The sequence below is a fragment of the Hymenobacter sp. GOD-10R genome (genome assembly GCF_035609205.1).
In the GTDB taxonomy this organism is placed as follows: domain Bacteria; phylum Bacteroidota; class Bacteroidia; order Cytophagales; family Hymenobacteraceae; genus Hymenobacter.
On the sequence record NZ_CP141184.1, the window covers coordinates 667995 to 688856 of the forward strand.

Below are 20862 nucleotides of genomic sequence, written 5' to 3' on the forward strand. Positions count from 1 at the left end.
AGAATAGCCTAGGCATAGGTAGTTGGCGGGAATCACGGTGGCAGGGGCCACCGCGTAGCGGAGGATCAGGATATGCTAACAGGCACTAGAGAAGGGCAATATCTTCCGCTGAGTGCGCATAACTCTTATGCACTTTCCTGTTTTGGCCGAGCTTACCGAAAACTAACCGTGAGTGCTGGTGCTTCTTTCGCCAACGGCCAACAAAAAAGGCTCCTCGCAGGAGGAGCCTTTTTGACAAAGTGGGTTTAGTTACGGCATCACCTCGAACACCAGAAACTGAGATATCTGGCTGTTGCTGAAGTTGTCGTCGGCTACCAGTACCAACGAGCGGTGCCCGTTGGAGAGTTTCGGGCCGAACGTAAAGCCTTCGATATTATCGACCCGGTTGATGCCAGTGGTGGCTACGTCGAGCACGAGGCGCTTGCTCACGGTGGTGTAATCGGAGCCTTGTAGCGTCCTGTTTGACACATCGGTGGCACCGGCTAGGTCGATTTCATAAATCTTAACTGAATAATCGGGCGTGGCCCCCACGGCGTAGGAACGCTCCATGGTCAGCAACTTGGTGTCAGATAGCGCCAGCACTTCTACCACGCCGTTCAGACGGAACTGGTCGCCCGGAATCGGTGCTTTATGCACCGCGTTGAGGCGATACGCGTACTGCGCAATGGGCTGGCGGGTGGCTTTGTCGTACTTAATGATGCGGATGGGTGAGCCTTCCACGTTGAAATCAGCGCGCGGACCGTCTTCATACAGAGGCTCTTCCGACGCCGTGAAGGTATACTGGCCACTTGGGCTGAAGGATAAGCCCTCGAATGAGCCGTTAGAACGGGTACCGTTCTCAGTGGCTTTTATTTGAAAAATAGGTGGCACCAAGTAGTCGGCTACGAATGCGCCTTCGGTGGTCGACTCCCGTAGGAAAGGGTTCGTCAGCACGGGCGGCGTCACGGTCACGTTGCGCACACCTTCGCTCGTCCAAACGATGTGCTTGCTGGCCGCGTCGTAGCGGATGCCTTCGGGGTCAATGCTATTGTAGCGGTCAGCGGTAGTGCTGGGGTAATTGCTACCGTCGGGGCGCTTGAGCGTTGTTACGGAAGTGAACGTAACACCTTCGAAGCGGCTCTTATCGAAAGCTAGCTTAGCGGTGTAGTAGCGCACTGGTTGCAGCGCCGAAGCGTCGTCGCACATAATGTAGTATGTGTCGTTGTCGGCCCGGTAGTCGATGCCGGAAAAGCCGCCGAGCGTGGTGCCGTTGTAGCTCTGTTGGAATGGGACAATCTTCTCCCCAATGAAGCGCAAAGACTTCACGCGAATAGACGTGTCAATTTCTGGCAAGGTGTCTTCGTCGCAAGCTGTCAGAAACGGCGTGGTGCCGAGGGCAAAAACCGCGGCGGCAAGAGGGAAAAAACGCTTCATAGGGTTAGGTTGAGGGTGAAGAAAAGGGTGATGAGCAGCAAAGAACGAGAATTACGAAAGGCGGGCGCATTATAAAACTGTTACCTGCACGGCCCCCTAGCTTGGTACGCACGCGGCAAACTCTTAGGAGCTTGTGCTAAGCGATTGAGTTAGAAATGCGAAAGAAGCGGGATAAGGTAGCACTTATCCGGTATCTTATCCTAAATAGCTGGGTTACTTTAATTAGCTTTTACCTTTGCGGCCTGAATAATTCGTGGTTCATGCGCGTCGCTATTGTTATTAACACCTCCTGGAACATCTGGAACTTTCGTCGTAGCCTAGTGAAGGCCTTGCAAGCCGCCGGGCACGAAGTGCTGGCCATCGCGCCGCCCGACGACTACTCGGCCCGATTGGAAACAGAGCTAGGTTGCCGCTACGTCCCGATCCGGATGGAGAACAAGGGCACCAACCCCGTAAAAGACGCCCAGCTCACGCGCCGCTTCTACCAGGTGTACCGCCGCGAGCGGCCCGACGTGGTGCTGCAATACACCATCAAGCCCAACATTTACGGGACCCTAGCTGCCCGCATAGCCGGTATTCCGTGCGTCAATAATGTGTCGGGCCTCGGCACGGTGTTCCTCATTCAGAACTTTGTGAGCCGGGTGGCGCTGGGGCTGTATCGGTTTGCGTTCAAGTTTCCGCACCGTGTGTTTTTCCAGAACGACGACGACCGGCAGCTTTTCTTGCAGCACCAACTCGTGCGCCCCGAAATCACCGACTTGCTGCCAGGTTCGGGTATCGACGTGCAGCGCTTTCACCCCGCCACCGAATTTCAGCGCCAGCAGCCGTTTACCTTTCTTATGATTGCGCGGGTGCTCTACGAAAAAGGAATTGAAGAATATTTTGAAGCGGCTCGGCGGGTGCGGGTGGCTGTGCCTGGTACGCGCGTGCAACTGCTCGGCGGCATCGACGAATCGGGCAATATTGGCGTGAAGCGCGTCGTGTTTGAAGAATGGCTCCAAGCCGGCAACATCGAATACCTAGGTACCTCCGACAACGTAGCCGAGCACATTGGCCGCGCCGATTGCGTGGTGCTGCCCTCTTATCGCGAAGGCACGCCCAAAACGCTGCTCGAAGCCGCCGCCATGGGCAAACCTATCGTGACTACCGACGTGCCCGGCTGCCGCGAAACCGTGATTGACCAGCATAACGGCTTCCTCTGCCAAGTGCGCGACGGGGCCGACCTAGCCGAGAAAATGCTGCAAATCCTGCGACTCTCCGATCAAGCCTTGCATGCCATGGGACAGGCTAGCCGTCAGCTAGCTGTTGAGAAGTTCGACGAGCGCATTGTGCTCGACAAGTATTTGCGCGTGGTAATGGAGGCTACGCAGGCCAGTCGCCGTTTCGCGCCTAAAGCATAACTTTCCGCATCGATTGCCTTCTGCGGAGTAGGTGATTTATAATTTCTAGTTATTATCTAAATGGAGTTCAAGTACTTTGATATACCGGGCGTAGTAGAAATTACACCCCGCGTTTTTGGTGATGTTCGCGGCGCGTTCTTCGAATCGTTCAGCGAGAAGCGGATGGCAGAAGCTGGGGTAGCAGGCAACTGGGTGCAGGACAACCAGTCGCGCTCCGACCGGGGTGTAGTGCGTGGGTTGCACTTCCAGCGCCCGCCGCATGCCCAGGCCAAGCTAGTACGCGTAGCAGCAGGCCGTGCCCTCGACGTTATCGTTGACATTCGCCAGGATTCGCCAACCTATGGTCAGCATTTGGCGGTGGAGCTAGATGCCACACGCTACAACATGCTCTATGTACCCGTGGGCTTCGCACACGGTTTCACGGCGTTGGAAGACAACACGTTGTTTCTCTACAAGTGCACCGACTACTACGCTCCGCAGGCTGAGGGTGGCCTGCTATGGAACGACCCGCAGCTTAACATCGAATGGGGCGTAACGAACCCAACTGTATCGGCCAAAGATCAAGTGCTACCTACCCTAGCCGAGTTCGATAGCCCTTTTTAGTGAGTGACTGAGTGACTGAGTATTGGGTAGCCGGACAACTAGGTGCGGTAACAAATATGCAGTCACTCAGTGCGAAGCCACTCAGTCACTCTATAAGAACTCTACTAACGTTTCCAGGCCCATCCCGCGGGAGCCTTTTATCAGGACTTGGCGGCCTTGCAGTTGCTGCTGCTGGAGCCAAGCAGCCGCTTCGGCTTTGGTGGGGAAATAGTGGAAGGTACGGCTAGCCTCGGCGGCGTAGCGCATTTCGTGACCACACAGCGCCACGAAGCCAATGGGCAATTTAACTAGCAACTGGCCTAGGGCTTGATGCTCCGTGATGCTTTCAGGACCTAGCTCAAACATGTCGCCTAGAATAACCACTTTATCGGTGGCATCGCCGGGGCGCTGCGTGAAGCTTGCTAGGGCCGCTGCCATGGAGGAAGGGTTCGCATTATAAGCATCGAGCACGAGCGTGTTGCGCCCAGTTTGTACTAGCTGCGAGCGGTTGTTGGTGGGCGAATAGCCGGCCAACGCCTGCGCAATATCGGCAACCGGCACCCCAAAGGCAGCGCCTACTGCGGCGGCGGCGGCAAGGTTCGGGAAGTTATAATCACCAGTGATTTGGGCGTCTACCAAGGTGTTGTCGAACAAGCGCAGCGTAACGGTCGCCTTACCCGTGTGCACTAGCTGCGCCGGATACGTGTCGCCGGCATTCGGATAAGTCACGCGTTGCGCTACCTGTGCACCAAGGCCGGGTAGCTGCGGGTCGGCAGTATTGATGAAGGCTGTACCGTTGTGAGCAGCTAGGTATTTAAACAGCTCACTTTTGCCACGAGCCACACCCTCGGCGCCGCCAAAGCCTTCTAAGTGCGCCTTGCCAATATTCGTGATCAAGCCGTGTGTCGGTTCGGCTAGGCTGCTTAGTAGCGTAATTTCGCCCTGGTGGTTGGCTCCCATTTCCACAATAGCTAGCTCGTGCTCGTGGGGGCGGATGCTGAGCAGCGTGAGCGGCACCCCAATGTGGTTGTTCAGGTTGCCACGCGTGTACTGCACCCGGTAGCGGCGGCTCAGCACCGCATTCACCAGCTCTTTCGTCGTGGTTTTGCCATTGGAGCCCGTAATAGCCAGCACCGGAATGGTAAGCTGACGCCGGTGGTATTGAGCTAGCTGCTGCAACGCTTCGAGCGGATCGGGGGCGTAGGTGTAGCGGGCCGGATCGGTGGCGGCTAGGTCAGCATCATCTACTACCGCATGCCGGGCTCCTTTGTCCAACGCTTGCGGAGCGAAGTCGCGGCCGCGGAAGCTAAGTCCGTTCAAGGCAAAGAATAAGGTGCCATCTTGCGCCTGCCGCGAGTCGGTGCTGACGGCGGTGCACTGCTGGTAGTGGGCGTAAAGCGCCGCTACATCTTTCATATTGGTAACTGAGTAGAGCTGAGTGGGAGAAGGAAACGGGTAGCTAGGTTTAAAAGGAGTGTTGCACTAGGTACTAGCGTGAACCATTTAGCCGTTCATGCATTTACTAAGCTGAAGCTATCCATTCTGCACTCCTGGTTCTATGCTGCAACGATTACTGTTCGGGTTTTTCTTTCTGCTGCTTGGTCAAAACCTAGCTTCGCAAGCGCAATCGGGGCAGCCGTTTGGCTGGCAGTACCAAGCAGCGGCAAAAGTAGTGCACGGCACCGATACCTTGCGCAATGCGTGGGCGGGCGGGTTCAATTCGCCGCAATTCTCCACCATTGACCTCAACGGCGACAGCCAGCTCGACCTCTATGTATTCGACCGCATGTCGCAACGGTCCGTCACGTATCTTAATGTAGGGGCACCAACGGGTGGCCGTGCCTGGAAGCTAGCCCCCGAATACGCGGCGGTATTTCCAACCGATCTGCAAGGGTGGGCGTTGCTGCGCGATTATGATTGTGATAATCGCCCCGACTTATTTGCCTGGGCGCCAGGGGGAAATATTCGCCTGTTTCGGAACGTGGCTGGGGCGGGTGGCCGACCTAGCTTTCAACTCGTCAATGACCAGCTTTCGTTCTTCAACACCACCAACAACAGCGGCAACATCATTACGGGCAGCGCCAACATGCCCGATATCCGCGACATAAATGGCGACGGTAAGCTCGATATCATCACCTTCGATTGGATATCAAGTTCTACGGTAGAGCTTTACTTGAATAATAGCGCCGCGTGTGGTGGCCTCAGTTTTCGGCAGGAGACTCCAACGTGGGCAAACCTGTACGGCTGCACGGCTACTTGCACCGAGTTTTTGTTCGGGAATGTGTCGTGCCGGCCAGGGCAAGTAAACCACACCAGCGGCCGCAACTTGCTGGCCATTGACCTCGACGGCGATGGTGACCAAGACGTGCTAACGGGCCGCGACTACTGCACCGAGCTAATAAGTCTGACGAACCAAGGGACGGCGCTACAAGCAACAATGTCGGCCAGCAGCGTGAACACCAACTTTCCCGCAGGAACCAAGCCGGTACGCATCACCAATTTTCCAGCCGCCTATTCCGTAGACGTGACCTTCGATGGCCGCCCTGACTTAGTAGTAGCGCCGAATCTGTATGATAATCAAGATACAGTCGACTCGCGGCAGGTGGTGGTTTTCTACGAGAATACGAGTGCCAGCAACGTACCTAACTTTGCTTTTCGGCAGTCTGACTTCTTGCAGCGCGACATGATTGAGGTGAGCGAAGGAGCCGCGCCAGCGCTGGGCGACCTAGATGGTGATGGGCTGCTGGATATGCTGGTAGGTAGCACCAGTCGGGTCAACGCTAATGGCCGTTATCGTTCGTCGTTGTATCACTATCGCAACGTGGGCAGCCGCACTAAGCCTATCTTCAAACTCATGAGCACCGACTACCTAGGTCTGTCGAGCCGACGTTTTGCGGGCTTGAAGCCGGTATTGGTCGACCTGAACCGCGACGGCGCCTTGGACCTAGCTTTCTCCACGACGGTACAAAACCAGAATAGCATCTATTACGTGCTGAATACGGCGGCTGCCGGACAGCCTGCCGTCTTCAACGTGGGTGCCGCGGTAGCCATTACGGGCATTCCCAACCGCAGCTACGACGCGCCCTGCTTCACCGACGTAGACGGCGACGGGAATGTAGATCTGTTGCTGGGAACGAACATTAATACGGCCGATTTTCCTGGCTATTCGCTGCGCTACTATCGCAACACAGGCAGCCAGCCGCTGAGCCAGGCTTTTAGCTTAGTTAGCAACGACTTCGGGCAGATCCGGACCACGACCGGCACTCGCCCCGTGAACCTGCACCCCACCGTGGCTGACTTCGACGCCGACGGAAAGCCTGATCTACTTACGGCTGACGCTTCCGGCGATCTGCACCTATTTCCAAATTATCGGGCGCAAGCCGGGCTGTTTACCGACCGCACTGATGTGCTGTACAATCCGATTACAGGGCAGTATCAGGGTGCTAGGCTAGGCTCGGGCCGCCTCGCCCCCGTGGCCGCCGATCTGAATGGTGACAATGTACCTGAGTTGTTGGTTGGTCTGGAAACCGGTGGCGTGGTAGCCATGGCAGCCCGCAGCACCGTGCTAGCTACTTCTCCGGCCGCTGTAGCGGCGCTAGCGCTGAGTGTGTACCCCAACCCAGCAACGGCAACGGCTACCATCGAGGCGGCTAAACCGGTGCGCGTCGCGCTGCTCGACGTTATGGGGCGGACGGTGCGCGTAAGTCCTACAGTTGCGCGTCAGCATACGTTAGCGCTTGATGGATTATCGGCTGGCCTGTACATGGTACGCTGCGAAACCTCCGACGGCGTATTGGTCACGCAGCGACTCGTGGTGCAATAATGGCTTGGCTAAGCTAAGAAAGGTTGAATTCGTCTGCGTCTTGCAAAGCAGGAAAGCGGGCTCGGAATGATTCCAAATCAGCGCGCCGCAGCGCACGAGTGATGCTGGTTTCTTGGTTGCCTACCTCTACCAAATACTCGCCGCGCATATCCAGAAGGGCAGAGTCACCGGTGTACGAATTGCCATTGCCATCGACGCCTACGCAGTTGACGCCTACGGTGTAAGCAATATTCTCGATGGCGCGGGCACGGAGCAAGGTGGTCCAGGCTGTGCGGCGCACGCCCGGCCAGTTAGCGACGTACAGCAGCAAGTCATAAGGAGCGCTGGCTAGATTCCGGCTCCATACCGGAAAGCGTAGATCGTAGCACACGAGCGGGCAGATGCGCCAGCCGCGCCATTCTTCTACAATCCGTTCGGTGCCCGGCTGATACGTGTTGTGCTCCCCAGCCATCGTAAATAGATGACGCTTGTTGTAATAGTTCAACGAGCCATCAGGCCGCACCCACAGCAGGCGGTTGTAGAAGCTGCCATTCTCGTCGCGAATTACGAGACTGCCCGTTACGACGGCATCTTTGGCGGCGGCGGTCTTGCGCATCCACGCAAGGCTAGGCCCGTCCATCGTCTCAGCTACTAATGGGGCTTCCATCGTAAAGCCCGTTGTGAACATCTCGGGTAAGACAATCAGATCAGTAGGAATAGATATCTGCTCGATGTAGCGGCTAAACTCGGCAAGATTAGCCACCGGATCGTGCCACTGCAATGACTTTTGGATAAATGAGAGCGTGAAATCAGGCATTAGTAAACAGATCTGCGAATGAATTATTTGGAAATATGAAATGAAAAATTGATAAAAAAAAGTAAAATAGTGCAAAGTATTGTTGTTAATTCTTAAGCAGCTACTTTGCTCTGATTATTAGTAATATACAAATTAGTTTATAAAAATATTCTTCGCCAAAGAAGGGCCAGATGAGTGTGTTTACTGGATATTGGCACAAAACTTCAGTATCCTTTGGGCTGCGGCTACCAAGGTTTCCTCACGTTTGGCAAAGCAGAAACGAATCAGTCCTTGGTTGCGCCCATGATGATAAAAGGCCGAAACGGGTACAACTGCTACGCCAGCTTCTCGCGTGAGCCGCTGAGCAAACGTATAATCATCTTCTGCCGAAAGCTGCGCGTAGCGAGCGAGTTGGAAGTAGGCGCCGGGCGCCGGCAACAGCTCAAAACCAGTAGGCTGCATTAGCTCGGTGAACAGGTCGCGCTTTCGCTGGTAAAAAGCCGACAGCGTCTCGTAGTGCGCAGCATCACCTAGCACATCAGCTAGGGCATGCTGTGTAGGCGTGCTAACACTGAACGTGAGAAACTGGTGCACGCGTCGTAGTTCGGCTGTGAGGGCGGGCGGGGCGATGCAGTAGCCCACCTTCCAGCCCGTGGCGTGGTACGTTTTACCGAAAGACGACAGCACAAACGCCCGCTCGGCGAGTTCGGGTTGTTGGAGCACGCTGTAGTGCTGTTGCCCATCGTACACCATGTGTTCGTACACCTCGTCGCTGAGTACCAGCGTGGCCGTGTTGCGGAGCAACGCCGCTAGCTGATCTAGATCGGCCGACGCCAGAACGGCTCCGGTTGGATTATGCGGTGAATTCAACATAATCAACCGGGTGGCCGGCGAAAGCGCCGCAGCTACAGCGTCCCAGTCGTGGCGAAAATCGGGCGCGGGTAGCGGCACGTACACGGGAATGCCACCCTGTAATCGGATGGCTGGCCCATAAAGATCATAGGCTGGTTCGAGTACTATCACTTCATCGCCGGGACGCACGACGGCGGCTAGCACAGCGTACAGCGCCTCCGTTGCGCCACTGGTAATCGTAACTTCGGTAGCGGGGTTGGGCGCCGGTACGTGGTAGAGCTGCGCGGTTTTCTGGCTGATCAGTTCCCGTAGCCGAGGCAGGCCTGGCATAGGCGCATACTGTTGGTGACCACTGGTGCGGGCATGCCGGGCTAACGCTTCGGTCAGGGCCTGGGGCGGATCATAATCCGGAAAGCCCTGGGCTAGGTTGATAGCGCCGCACTCCGTCGCCAGCTGCGTCATCACGGTAAAAATACTGGTGCCAACATCGGGCAGCTTGGAGACGAGCGGCGGCAAAGACATAGGAACAGAGGTAAAGCTAGGTGGCGTAACGCGAATGTAGCGCGAAGCAAGTGCTCCGCGCTACATTTCATACTGTTACTACCCGTAAGACTACAGTGGATTCTTGAGCTTGTCCTTGAAGGCTTTCTGAAACTTCTCCACTTTCGGCTCCGATACCGCCCGGATGTAAGACTGATTCGGGTGCAAACGGTAGAATCCTTGGTGGTACTCTTCGGCGGGCCAGAACTGCTTGAACGGCGCTACTTGCGTCACGATGGGCTCTGGGTAGTGCTTCGAAGCATTGACACGCTTCATAGTTGCCTCAATGGCTTGCTTTTCCTGGGGCGTGCGATAAAAAGCCACGGACCGGTACTGCGGACCTTCATCAGGTCCTTGGCGGTTTAGCTCCGTCGGGTCGTGGGCACCTAGAAAAAATACGTCGAGCAGGGTTTGGTAGCTGATCTGCTTCGGATCGTAGTAGACCTGCACCGATTCAGCATGGCCGGTATTCTCGCTGCCTACCTGCTCGTAGCTAGGTTGCGCTACGGTGCCGCCCGCGTAGCCCGACACCGCCGCGCGCACGCCGCGTAGCTCTTCAAACGTCTCCTCGCAGCTCCAGAAACACCCTCCGGCAAAAGTAGCTACGGCCAACCCTTTTAGGTCTTTCGGCGCCGGACCAGCTGTCGAGCGTACGACGCCTTGCGCGTCAGAAGTATTCTGCGAGCAGCCCACTGCTCCTAGCAGCAAGCTTAACAGGTATATTTTCAATTTTGCCATGGGGAAGAAGTACGTGGGCAAGGATGTACGAAACAGCTAAGCAAACGGTCGGGACGAGGCGATAAAAGGCCGCTAAGCTGCTGCCTCGTTCTTACTAGAGTGTACCTAGCTGTTTAGTGTACTTCTTGAACACAAAAAGAGGCAAGAAGATTTTCAAACTCGCCTTTTGATTGTCAGTAGGTTGGCATTCATACAAGGGCGCGCCAGTACACCGCGGTGCTTAAATGATGTATCCTAATTCGTGTAATTACGTAAGGCGTTCAGATTGTTAGCAGTAGGATTGTTTCGAAGCGCGACCATCATCTTGCTATTATTATACTGCCTGCTGCCCTCCACGCCCATTTGCATTGGTTATGTTCTTACGCTCATTGCTACAAAGCCCAACTATTGAAATCAGCTTCGATCATAGAAACGACTGGCTGTATGCGGAGTGGGTTGGAGACCAGGATTTCGACAGCGTCAAGCAAGGTTGCTTGCAGATGCTTGACTTTATGAAGGCGGAGCGCTGCCACAAAGTTTTGAACGATAACCGGCTGGTGACGAGCATGTGGTCGGATGCGGCAGAGTGGGGCGGCCACGTTTGGTTTCCGGCAATGAAGGATGCCGGTTTGGAGTATTTTGCCTGGGTATACTCGCCTAACGTATTCAGCCGCCTCTCAACTGACCTGACGCTGCAACACACCACCCAGCCCGTCGTGCTGACGTTCGATAACGTCGAGACAGCCAAGGCATGGTTGGTTCAGATGTAGCCCGCAAGCTAGGTAGGCTAGTGCAGAGGACGCTTCTTGACCAAACCTCCTTTGGTGTCGCGGACGCTGTGCATCACAACAAAGGCTTGCTGGTCAATCTTTTCAATTTCGTCGACTAACTGCGTAACCTCTAAGCGAGTCGTTACAGTGAAAATAATGTCCAGCGTATCGAGCTGGTCACCGTCCGAGCCGTAGCCGCGCTTACCAATGTAGAGTGTCGCCCCGCGACCTAGCTCTTCGGTAATCATCTTCCGGATGGCTTCACTCTTTGGCGAAATAATCGTGACGCCGGTGTATTCCTCTATGCCTTCAATGATGAAGTCCATCGTTTTGGCCGCGGCCAGATACGCCAGAATTGAGTAAAGGGCCGTTTCGATGGAAAGCAGCAAGGCCGCTACGCCAAAAATCAGGATGTTGATAACCAGCACAATGTCTCCAAGAGAGAGGGGCGTCTTTTTGCTGATGTAAACACCCAAAATCTCGGTGCCATCGAGCACTGCGCCGCCGCGAATCGTGAGGCCAATACCGGCACCGAGAAAGAAGCCTCCGAACACTGCGCTAAGCAGCTTGTCGGAGGTCAGAACGGGAAAGTGGCAGACCAGCAGTACTAATGCTAGGCCTGCGATAGTCAGCAGTGTGCGAAATGCAAACGCTCGGCTGATCTGGAAATAGCCTAGCACTACGAACGGAATGTTGAATACAATCAGTAGCAGCGGCAGCGGCAACTTGGTGAGCTGACGGGTTAGCAGGGAAATGCCCGTCACACCGCCGTCAATGAAGTCGTTGGGCAGCAGAAAGCTTTCAAGGCCAAGTGCTGCTGAAAAGATGCCTGCTATGATGAAGCAGATCTGAAGAAGTTGTCGGCGGACCCAAGCATTACGTCCATGGTGGTTGATGAGCGCCGGGCTCGTACTCGAAACGGAGATAGGTAGTTCGTTTTGACTCAATAGTGTGGGGTTTAGGAGAAAAGGGTTGTAGAGATAACAAGAATAGACGCCGTGAAAAGTTCACACGAACGAAAGGGCTTGTCCTCAAGCACGAGCTTGGCTAGCAGGTGAAGCACGCTTGGTACGAACGCCCGATACGTTATACAGCAGGCACCCTTATTGTGAAATATATATAAGTTTTGTGCAATGCATCTGCTCTGTTATGTGTCTGCTCTCTCTACACACCGAACCGTATCTTACGCTCGCCTTAGATTGTGACAACAAATGGTTGTATGCCGACTGGCAAGCCGTACAAACCCCGCAGACAGTTGAGGCTGGCTGCCAACTCATACTGCGCTATACTCAGGAGGAAAAGTGCTGCAAACTGCTAAACGATAGCACGTCTGTGCAAGGTACCTGGAGCGTTGTAACAGAGTGGGTTAACAACGGGTATTTTGATAAGCTCGCCATGGTTGGTGTGCGTAAGCTAGCTTGGGTTCACTCGGAAAATTGCTTCAGTCGCTACACCACTGACTATGTACTGCAGCAGGTGAGTAACCCAGTTGCAGCCGCCTTCAACGACTTGCCGGGAGCTTACATCTGGCTTCAGCAGAGTCAGATTGCAAGCTACTTAAGAGCTTCTTGAGCTACTTCGATTTATCCCATTTTGCAACATATTTCTCTTTATGCGAAAGAGATGGGCCTGACTTGCTTGTTGTCAGAGCCAAGTAATTACTTTCTAGCAAGAAAAATAGCAGCTGAATACTTTACAATTTGCTAGGGAACGTAATGGCAGCTACAACAAAAAAGGCGGGACATGGAGTCCGCGCCTGTGTAAATACCTAGCTATACTACTGGGTCACCGCTGCTACTGCATAGCCTCAAAAGTCGCCCGCGGAGTAGCTCCTTCCTTATCGAACAGGCTAAGCGTTGTACCTTCTACTTTGTAGTGCGTGCTTTGTTCGAGTGCTGTTAGGTAGCGCAGTTCTACGTTCATTGTGGTGTCATCACACGAAATCAACGTGGTGATAACCTTTGCCAGTGCCATCAGACGAGTAGCAAAAGTATGGGTGAATGTCCCAACGTAGCCGCGTCCTGTTACTTGCTTGCGCAAGCTGCCATCGGTGGAGCGGAGCAGATGCGTTGTAGCATCGTCTACCTGTAATGATGTGGGCACAGTTAGCCCGTCTAGCGTGCGTAGTACCCAATGGTGCTCCAACGACGCGTTAGAAGCCGCTTTAATTGTGGACTCTGCTTTTGGGCTGTAGCCACTCAACAACAAGCCTAGCGATAGGAGTAAACAGGAGAATAACCGAAGGTACATAGGCATGGCATCTGGATAAGGATAAAACAAGCCTCAACAAACATGATTTTGAGCCGCCTATGATGGTTGCAGGTAGCCCATTTTTACAACGTAAATACTTGTTAACTTACTAGTAATAAGTGTTTTAATTTCGATTGATTAGTTATATATAGTTAATAATAACTACATGTAACTAGAGCTCAATGCGGGATTTGGATGGTTAATGGGCGCTGAGAAAGATAGCGGTTATCTGGTAAAAGCAAGAAAAAGCCACCTCACAACCGCCAAGAAAATCAGCGTAGTAAGCTAGAAAATGCGCAATGAAGTTGTGCTTGATTTCGGCTATTTTGCCAGTCTGAACCCTGCTCAATGCTTTCTCGCTACGTGTTGCCAGCACTACTTGTGCTAGCTTCTTGGGTGCCTGCCCACGCCCAGACCTTACCTGTTCTCGATCAAAATCCGGCTTCACTGCGCTGGTACCAGCTTCAGACAGCGCACTTTCGCGTGTTATACCCCACTGGGTTCGACGCCACTGCGCAGCGAATGGCGCAGCGCCTTGAGCGGGTATACGAACCCGTGAGTGCCACCCTGGAACGGCCGCCCCGTCCGATTCCGCTGTTGCTACAAAATCAAACGACCGTTAATAATGGCTTCGTGACAATTCTGCCGCGCCACTCGGAGTTCTTCACTACGCCGCCTCAGGATCCTTTTCTGAGTGGCACCCTCGATTGGCTCGATTTGCTGTCGGTGCACGAGTTTCGGCACGTCGTTCAGTTTGATAAGGGCCTGCAAGGATTGTCGCGGGTGGCCTACCAGCTCTTCGGGTACGGTGGGCTCGGGTTGGCCGGCTTAGGAGTACCCGATTGGTTTACAGAAGGCGATGCTGTGGGCACCGAAACGGCCCTAACGCGTAGCGGGCGCGGGCGCATCCCCAACTTCGACCTAGGTTTTCGGGCCAACTTGCTAGCGGGTAAGCGCTTTAGTTATCCCAAGGCGGTAGGCGGCTCTTACCGCGACAACGTGCCCAACCACTACGTGCTTGGCTATTACCTGACCACCAACTTAAAGCGTAGCAACGGAGCCACCGCCTGGAGCCCGGTGCTAAACCGCTACTATAATTTCCCCGCGTACCCTTTTTCTTTCTCCAACAGCCTGCGACGAACCACAGGCCTGCGCGTAGAAGACCTCTACCAGCGCACGCTCACCGCATTGGACTCATTGTGGCAGGCGCAGCAACGCCGACTCACGCTCACGGAGGCTACCCCGTTGGCCGTGCAGCCCGAGCGCAAGGTGTTCACGGAGTACCAGTATCCGCAGTACGTAACCGACAGCACGGTGCTAGCTGTAAAAACGGGCCTCGGCGACATCTCGCAATTGGTGATGCTGCGCCCTAGCGGCCGCGAGCAGCGCGTGTTTGTGCAAGGGTTGGTGAACAACCCAGAGATGCTGTCGGTGGGTGGGGGCAAGGTATGCTGGCCGGAGTTTAGCTACGACCCGCGCTGGGGGCAGCGGGTGTTCTCCGAAATTCGGTTGCTCGACTTAGGTACGGGACGGCTCACGCATCTCACGCACCGCACCCGCTACACCGCCGCCGCACTCTCGCCCGACGGGCGCAGCTTGGTAGCGGTTCGTACCGATTCGGCCTACCAACATCGGCTCGTGGTGCTCGACGCCGAAACGGGCCGAGTGCGTAAGGTGCTCGCTAACCCTACCAACGACTTCTACCAACAGCCCCGCTGGCTCGCCGATCAGCACAGCGTGGTTGTCGTAACGCTCAAGCCCGCTGGCAAAACGCTGGAGCTTATTGATACTGAGACCGAACAGCATCGACAATTGCTGCCTGTATCCAACGATAACCTGAGCCACCCGCAACCGTGGGGCGACTACGTGTTCTTCAACTCGCCGCGCTCGGGCATCGACAATGTGTATGCGGTGGCAATGGCATCGGGGCAACAGTTTCAGGTGACATCGCGGCCGCTGGGTGCTTACTATGTCGCCGTTGCGCCAAGCAATCAGCAGCTAGCTTTCCACGACTTCCGGGCTGAAGGGGCACGTGTCGTGACCATGCCTCTCGACCCGGCGCGTTGGCTGCCCGTGCCTGCCACAGCACCGGCCCCAGCTTCTTACGCCGATCCGCTCACCCAACAGGAGCCGGGCGCTGCTCGTCTCCAGGCAGCCTCGCCCGACTCGGTGGGCCCGCGGCTCGTGGCCACGCGCTACCGCCGGCTACAGCACCCGTTCAACGTGTACAGTTGGGGCGTGATACAGTCGCCTTCGGGGCAGGACTTTAGCCTAGGTATCCGGTCGCAGGATTTGCTGAATACCACGCAAGCCATCGTAGGAGCTGGCTACGACCAGACGGAGCGCATGGGCAACGTATTTACCACCCTGAGTTACCAAGGCCTTTTGCCCATCTTCGATGTAACGCTGCAACACGGTGGCCGTCAGACATCGGTACCCATCGACCGGCGGCTGCCGATCGACAGCGTACGCAGCGACCGTTGGCAGTACACGCGCCTCACGGCCGGCGCGCGCCTGCCGCTCAACCTCACCCGCTCGCGCTATCTGCAAGCCCTAAACCTAGGTACGTACTACAGCGAAGAGCAAGTGCGCGGCTACAACCTGCCGGTGCGCTACCGAAATGAGGTAGGCTATGGCCGCAGCCTGCACGTGGTTACATACAGCCTCAGTTATGCGCGTCAGCTGATTCAGAGCAAGCGCGACGTGGCGCCGCGCTGGGGCCAGTCGATCAGTGCTTCGTGGCGTACCACACCGTTTGCGGCAGGGCTGCAAGCGAGCCAATGGGCGGTGCAGGGCGGCCTCTACGTACCGGGGCTGCTCAAGCACCATGCGCTCCGGTTGAGTGGGGGCTACCAGCAACAGAGCCGGGAGTCGTATCAGTTTGGCGCCGCTGTGTTCTATCCGCGCGGGCAAGGCTATGTGAGCTTCGATCGGCTCCAAACCGGTAGCATTGAATATCGGTTGCCGGTAGCCGATATGCATTGGGCGCTCGGACGGTGGCTGTATGTACAGCGCCTGAAAGCCGCCGCTTTTCTGGACGTGGCCGTTGGGCAAAGCCAAGGAATATCGACGCAACATTACCGCACCACCGGGCTAGACCTCACCTTTGTTTTCAATACGCTGCGCTTGCGTGTGCCGCTTGAGGCAGGTGCACGCACAATTTATAACCAGCGCTCCGGCACGTGGGAGGTACAGCCTTTGGTCCTGAATATTGGATTTTAATGATCCAATTGAGCATAAATTAGTTACATCAAAGCTAGATAAACCAATCTCTTTGTTCGTAAGATGATCGGTAAGCAATAGCCTCAGCAGTAGGGCTGACGCAACCACAACAGTGGGAAGGAAGCCAAGGGTAGAAATGCTCGAGCCTTGTAACTTCTGGAGGGTAAGTGAGTATGAGATAGGGTTTTCCACTAAGAACTATCTCACCTCATGAAACCTACTTTGTATGCAGCCGTGCTCATGCTCTTCGGCCTGATCACAAGCTGCTCGTCCGTGAATGTACAGCAGAAGGCAGGCGTTGACTTCAGTAAATACCGCACTTATGACTGGGGCAAAATGGACGTAAAATCGGCCAATTCGCAGAACCCCATTTACCAGAGCAGCCTGAACGACCAAATGATTCAGGATGCTATTTCGAGCGAGCTAGCGAAGCGTGGCTTGCGTCGGGTGCAGGGCAATGCCAAGCCTGACCTCTATCTAGCCTACCACTTGTATATTGAAGAGGCAGAGCGTACGGTAGCTAACCAGCCCGCCGCTGGCTTTGCTTATCCCTATGCCTTTTCGTACCGAGGCGCCTTCTTCCCCATCAACTATGGGTACATGTACGGTTCGCCCTTCTACAGCACGGGCTACCATACAGAGAACTACAAGGAGGGTACCCTCATTCTCGACTTCATCGATTCGCGGGCTCGCAACCTGGTGTGGCGCGGCTCGGTAGCCGATGCCGTGAACAACCCCGCCAACATCGGCCCGGAGTTCGCCAAGTCAGCCAAAGAAATTCTCGACAAGTTTCCGGTTGGAAAGCAGTAAGCAACCTAGTCTATGTCCTTTACACAAAAAAACCGCTCGTCATGAGCGGTTTTTTTGTGCGTAAGGCGCATGGCATGTGTTACTGACTACGTTCGTTCTATATTGATCCGAGTAAATTGGTTTAGGGATCCTTAGCTGTTATCACGTATTCGTATGCGTCATTTTCGTTGGCTGGCATTAAGCGTAAGTGCCTGTGTTGCTTTGCTGGTTGGTACTGGCTTTAGCCGGCCCGATGAGGGCTTTGTGCAACAGGTCATTGCGCAGCTGAATAAGTTTTATCAGGCTCGATATCCCGAAAAAAGCTACCTGCACCTCGACAAGGCGGTGTATGCAGTGGGCGAAACGGTATGGTTTAAGGCGTACGTGGTAGATGCCTCGCGCCACTTGCCCGATACGCTTAGCCGCGTACTGTACGTAGATCTGCTGTCAGCGCAGAACCGTTTGGTGGCGCAACGCGTGCTACACTTGCAGCAAGGCACCGCCAATGGCGATTTTACTTTGAGCGATACGCTCGCGCAAGGCATGTACACGGTGCGTGCCTACACCAGTTGGATGCGCAATGCTTCGCCCGAATACTTCTTCTCCCGCCGCATTCCGGTGTGGCGTACCGATCCGACGACTGCAGCGGCGCCCGCGCCAGCACGGCGCAAAAAAGCGGAGCTCAATGCTGCTACCGCGCCCGCTCAAAGCCGACAACCCGACGTGCAGTTCTTCCCCGAAGGCGGCACCCTCATTGCCCAGATCGACAATCGGATTGGCTTCAAGGCCACGGACGCCTACGGTCATGGCATAGATATAACCGGGGTGATAAAAGACGAACAGGGGGCCGATGTGCTAGCTTTTCAAAGTCAGCACCTAGGCATGGGGCAGTTGCTGCTGAACCCGGCGGCGGGCAAGCACTACCAGGCGCGAGTGAAGCTACCCGACGGAACTGTGGCCATTTACCCGTTGCCCATGGCGCAGCCGGAAGGTTTGTCGCTGAGTATCTCGGAGATAGGCGACTTTTATAACATCACTATTCGCCGCAAAACCCTAGCCGGCACTGCGCCTCCCGATAACATCACCCTGGTGGGGCACGTGCGAGGCGTGGTCGGCTACGCTGGGCGCGGACAGATTGATGATACGCGCGCCTTTACGGCCCGCGTGCCGAAAAGTAAATTGCCGACCGGCCTTGCCCACTTCACCTTGTTTAACGGGCAAGGCGTTGCGCAATGCGAGCGGCTGGTGTTCGTGCGCAATGAGCCTAGCTTACAAGTAAAAATCACGCCTTCCAAAGCTAGCTACGCACCCCGCGAGAAAGTGGACCTGACGGTGGAAGTGCGCGATGCTACAGGGCAGCCCGTGGCTTCGCAGTTTTCGTTGGCGGTAAACAGCGCCCAAGCATTAGTTGCCAACCCCGACGCGCACAACATCCTGTCCGATCTGCTGCTGACCTCTGATTTGCAGGGGTTCGTTGAAAACCCGGCGTACTACTTTCAAGAGAACACGCCCGATGCGAAGATGGCCCTGGATAACCTATTGCTGACGCAAGGGTGGCGACGTTTTACCTGGAAGCAGATGCTAGCTAATACGTTCGATCCTAGTCCATTCCCATTGGAGCGTACGCTAACGGTGAGCGGACAAGTGCTGAACGACGGCAAGCGGCCTATCGCAAACAGCGACGTCGCCCTTATTCTGTCGCGACCCGATCGTGGATTTGCCAATGCTACCACCGATGCTGATGGTCGGTTTTTATTCACGGGCTTTAGCGGCAGTGATACCACGCAGGCCCTAGTACAAGCAAAAGGCACAAAGGGCAACCGCAGCCCTGTGGTTCGGCTCGCCGATCCTTTGGCGCCACTCCCCAAAACCGCATTACCGAGGTTGATCAGTCCGCAGCCGGAAATAGCGGAGTATCTACAAACCAGTAAGAAGCAACAAGTCGCGGAACGGCGCTTTCGCATGGATACTAGCAAGACCATCATGCTAGGGAACGTGACGGTAAAAGGGCGGAGAACGGCCCAACCCGATACCCGCAAGATTTACTCGAACGCCGATGCCACCATTAAGCTCAGTGACATACCCGCCGCGAGCAGCTACGTGAACATTCTGCAAGTGCTGCAAGGGCGTGTGGCCGGTCTGACCATCACAGGCAACGGTTTCGACATGCATGCTCAGATTCGGGGGCAAGGCTCCCCGCAGTTCCTCGTGGACGGTGTACCGGTCGACGACAGCTACATCAGCGCGATTTCGCCGACGGATGTGGAGTCGGTAGAAGTTCTGAAGGGGGCTTCAGCGGCAATTTTTGGGGGCCGTGGGGCTGGGGGCGTCATTGCTATTTACACTAAGCGCGGCAATCCTAATTACGATTACTCCAAAGACCCTGTGCCACCGCGCCTTGCGTACATCAAGCGCCCCGGCTATTACCGGGCTCGCGAGTTTTATGTGCCGCAGTATGACGGCTCCGCCAAAGCACCCACTCGCCCCGACTTCCGCAGCACGACCCTTTATTGGAACCCGCAAGTAAATACCGATGCCAGCGGCATTGCCCACCTATCTTTCTACTGCTCCGATGCGAGCGGCCCCTTCCAAGTAAACGGCGAAGGCTTATCGGTGAATGGCACACCAGGGCTAGGTACCAGCAAGTTTTTGGTGCAATAAAGAAAGCTAGCTTCTGCTACTACTAGTAGTAAACAAAAAAGAGGCGGCCCAATGTGGGCCGCCTCTTTTTATAAGAAACTAGGTTCGTTACTAGATTAGTAAGAGCCAGTGTTCGTGTTATTTGTGTTGTTCGTATTGTTGGTCGTATTCGTGGTACCCGTGCTGGTTGTGCCACTGTTTGGGATTTGCTCCACGTCTACTTCCGTCTTGCGCACCGTGTCGTGAATAGTTTCTTCACGCTCGCTCACTTCTTTGCCGAGCGTTACTTCTTCCACCACGCGGGCTTCTTTGCCTACTACAGCACGCTCTGCGCTTTCCGTGATTTCAACGTCGCCTTCTTTGAAAGCAGCGAAGTCAGCATCGGTAGCTGGACGGTTTACGGGGTTACGCTGCACCGTTACGTGCTCTTCGCGCAAACGCACGCTAGCTTCTACAGGGCGCTCTACGATGCGGCTACGCAGACGGGCACCGCCCGTTTGCTCCACGCGCTTGCCTACTTGCAGGTTCTCCTCAATTACTTGAGCCGATACTTGGCCATCTGTTGTGGTGGCTTGCGTGCCGGTGTTAGCAGCGTAGTTGTTAGACTGATAACCGGACTGTGAAGCACGCTCATCTACATCTACAGCACCTGCTGCGTCGAGAATTTCGGCGGCACGGCTAGCATGTTCGGCTGAGCTTGCATGCACGGTTACGATAGAACCTGTGTTACGAGCTACGTGCGTATAACGCTGAGTGTCATCATCATCACCTCCGAAAAGGTTGCTGAAGAAGTTGCCAATGCTGTCACCCGTGCGGCCGGCTGCATCAGCAGCACCTTCCGTTAAAGTGCCACTTGTGTTTTGGTAGTCCGATGGGTCACGATCGGCGCCACTAGTGGAAGAATTACTGTTGTAGTAATTGCCACGGTTGCCACCTTGCGACGATTGGGCTACGTCTACGCTATCCAGGCTGAAGCCGGCAGCGGCTAGTTGTTGAGCGGCTTGCTGCGCTTCGGCAGCGGTGTCGAAGAATCCTACTACGGTCTGAGCCATGATTTTAAGAATTTTGGTTAGGGAGTGGTTGGGAGAA

Annotated in this window: 16 protein-coding genes; 8 read left to right on the plus strand and 8 right to left on the minus strand. The window is 55.2% G+C overall.

Annotated features, from left to right (window positions below; all coding sequences use genetic code 11):
• Positions 1 to 249 precede the first annotated feature (249 nt).
• The gene (locus SD425_RS02795; protein ID WP_324675172.1) at positions 250 to 1413 is read right to left on the minus strand and encodes an esterase-like activity of phytase family protein; all 1164 of its coding nucleotides are present in this window, start codon (positions 1411 to 1413) and stop codon (positions 250 to 252) included.
• A 260-nt stretch (positions 1414 to 1673) separates the two neighbouring features.
• Here SD425_RS02795 and SD425_RS02800 point away from each other — a divergent pair, with 260 nt between their 5' ends.
• Positions 1674 to 2813 (plus strand): glycosyltransferase family 4 protein, encoded by a 1140-nt coding sequence (locus SD425_RS02800; protein WP_324675175.1) that lies wholly within the window; start codon positions 1674 to 1676, stop codon positions 2811 to 2813.
• Between the two features lie 60 nt (positions 2814 to 2873).
• Positions 2874 to 3416 (plus strand): dTDP-4-dehydrorhamnose 3,5-epimerase, encoded by a 543-nt coding sequence (gene rfbC, locus SD425_RS02805; protein WP_324675177.1) that lies wholly within the window; start codon positions 2874 to 2876, stop codon positions 3414 to 3416.
• Positions 3417 to 3506: 90 nt separating this feature from the next.
• Here the strand turns inward: rfbC and SD425_RS02810 are convergent, their stop codons facing one another.
• Positions 3507 to 4811, minus strand: a complete 1305-nt coding sequence (locus tag SD425_RS02810) for a UDP-N-acetylmuramoyl-tripeptide--D-alanyl-D-alanine ligase (protein ID WP_324675180.1) — start codon at positions 4809 to 4811, stop codon at positions 3507 to 3509.
• A gap of 142 nt (positions 4812 to 4953) precedes the next feature.
• On the opposite strand from SD425_RS02810, the gene SD425_RS02815 reads away from it, so the two are divergent.
• Positions 4954 to 7218, plus strand: coding sequence for a T9SS type A sorting domain-containing protein (locus tag SD425_RS02815; RefSeq protein ID WP_324675182.1), 2265 nt, complete (start codon positions 4954 to 4956; stop codon positions 7216 to 7218).
• A gap of 13 nt (positions 7219 to 7231) precedes the next feature.
• Here SD425_RS02815 and SD425_RS02820 read toward each other — a convergent pair whose 3' ends face one another.
• The 3 genes from SD425_RS02820 to msrA all read right to left on the minus strand — a co-directional run bounded on the left by SD425_RS02820 (position 7232) and on the right by msrA (position 10123).
• Entirely contained in the window at positions 7232 to 8014 is a 783-nt protein-coding gene (locus tag SD425_RS02820; RefSeq protein ID WP_324675184.1) for an amidohydrolase, read from the minus strand.
• 180 nt (positions 8015 to 8194) lie between these two features.
• Positions 8195 to 9367, minus strand: a complete 1173-nt coding sequence (locus SD425_RS02825; protein WP_324675186.1) for a methionine aminotransferase — start codon at positions 9365 to 9367, stop codon at positions 8195 to 8197.
• A gap of 90 nt (positions 9368 to 9457) precedes the next feature.
• A complete protein-coding gene (gene msrA / locus SD425_RS02830) occupies positions 9458 to 10123 on the minus strand; it encodes a peptide-methionine (S)-S-oxide reductase MsrA (protein WP_324675188.1) in 666 nt (221 codons plus the stop codon).
• A gap of 353 nt (positions 10124 to 10476) precedes the next feature.
• Between msrA and SD425_RS02835 the strand changes: the two genes are divergently transcribed.
• A complete protein-coding gene (locus tag SD425_RS02835) occupies positions 10477 to 10872 on the plus strand; it encodes a hypothetical protein (RefSeq protein WP_324675191.1) in 396 nt (131 codons plus the stop codon).
• Positions 10873 to 10889: 17 nt separating this feature from the next.
• Here SD425_RS02835 and SD425_RS02840 read toward each other — a convergent pair whose 3' ends face one another.
• Positions 10890 to 11819 carry a YitT family protein gene (locus SD425_RS02840; protein ID WP_324675193.1) on the minus strand — a complete coding sequence of 310 codons (930 nt, stop codon included), beginning with the start codon at positions 11817 to 11819 and terminating at the stop codon, positions 10890 to 10892.
• Positions 11820 to 12021: 202 nt separating this feature from the next.
• On the opposite strand from SD425_RS02840, the gene SD425_RS02845 reads away from it, so the two are divergent.
• Positions 12022 to 12444: a hypothetical protein gene (locus tag SD425_RS02845; protein ID WP_324675195.1), complete on the plus strand. Its 423-nt coding sequence runs from the start codon at positions 12022 to 12024 to the stop codon at positions 12442 to 12444.
• A gap of 222 nt (positions 12445 to 12666) precedes the next feature.
• Here the strand turns inward: SD425_RS02845 and SD425_RS02850 are convergent, their stop codons facing one another.
• Positions 12667 to 12975 carry an META domain-containing protein gene (locus SD425_RS02850; protein ID WP_324675198.1) on the minus strand — a complete coding sequence of 103 codons (309 nt, stop codon included), beginning with the start codon at positions 12973 to 12975 and terminating at the stop codon, positions 12667 to 12669.
• A 495-nt stretch (positions 12976 to 13470) separates the two neighbouring features.
• On the opposite strand from SD425_RS02850, the gene SD425_RS02855 reads away from it, so the two are divergent.
• The 3 genes from SD425_RS02855 (at position 13471) to SD425_RS02865 (ending at position 19794) form a co-directional block, all read left to right on the plus strand.
• Positions 13471 to 16344, plus strand: coding sequence for a hypothetical protein (locus tag SD425_RS02855; RefSeq protein ID WP_324675200.1), 2874 nt, complete (start codon positions 13471 to 13473; stop codon positions 16342 to 16344).
• Positions 16345 to 16554: 210 nt separating this feature from the next.
• The gene (locus SD425_RS02860) at positions 16555 to 17154 is read left to right on the plus strand and encodes a DUF4136 domain-containing protein (protein ID WP_324675202.1); all 600 of its coding nucleotides are present in this window, start codon (positions 16555 to 16557) and stop codon (positions 17152 to 17154) included.
• Positions 17155 to 17307: 153 nt separating this feature from the next.
• Positions 17308 to 19794, plus strand: coding sequence for a TonB-dependent receptor plug domain-containing protein (locus tag SD425_RS02865; RefSeq protein WP_324675204.1), 2487 nt, complete (start codon positions 17308 to 17310; stop codon positions 19792 to 19794).
• A 95-nt stretch (positions 19795 to 19889) separates the two neighbouring features.
• Here SD425_RS02865 and SD425_RS02870 read toward each other — a convergent pair whose 3' ends face one another.
• Entirely contained in the window at positions 19890 to 20825 is a 936-nt protein-coding gene (locus tag SD425_RS02870; RefSeq protein ID WP_324675206.1) for a YsnF/AvaK domain-containing protein, read from the minus strand.
• Between the last annotated feature and the right edge of the window lie 37 nt (positions 20826 to 20862).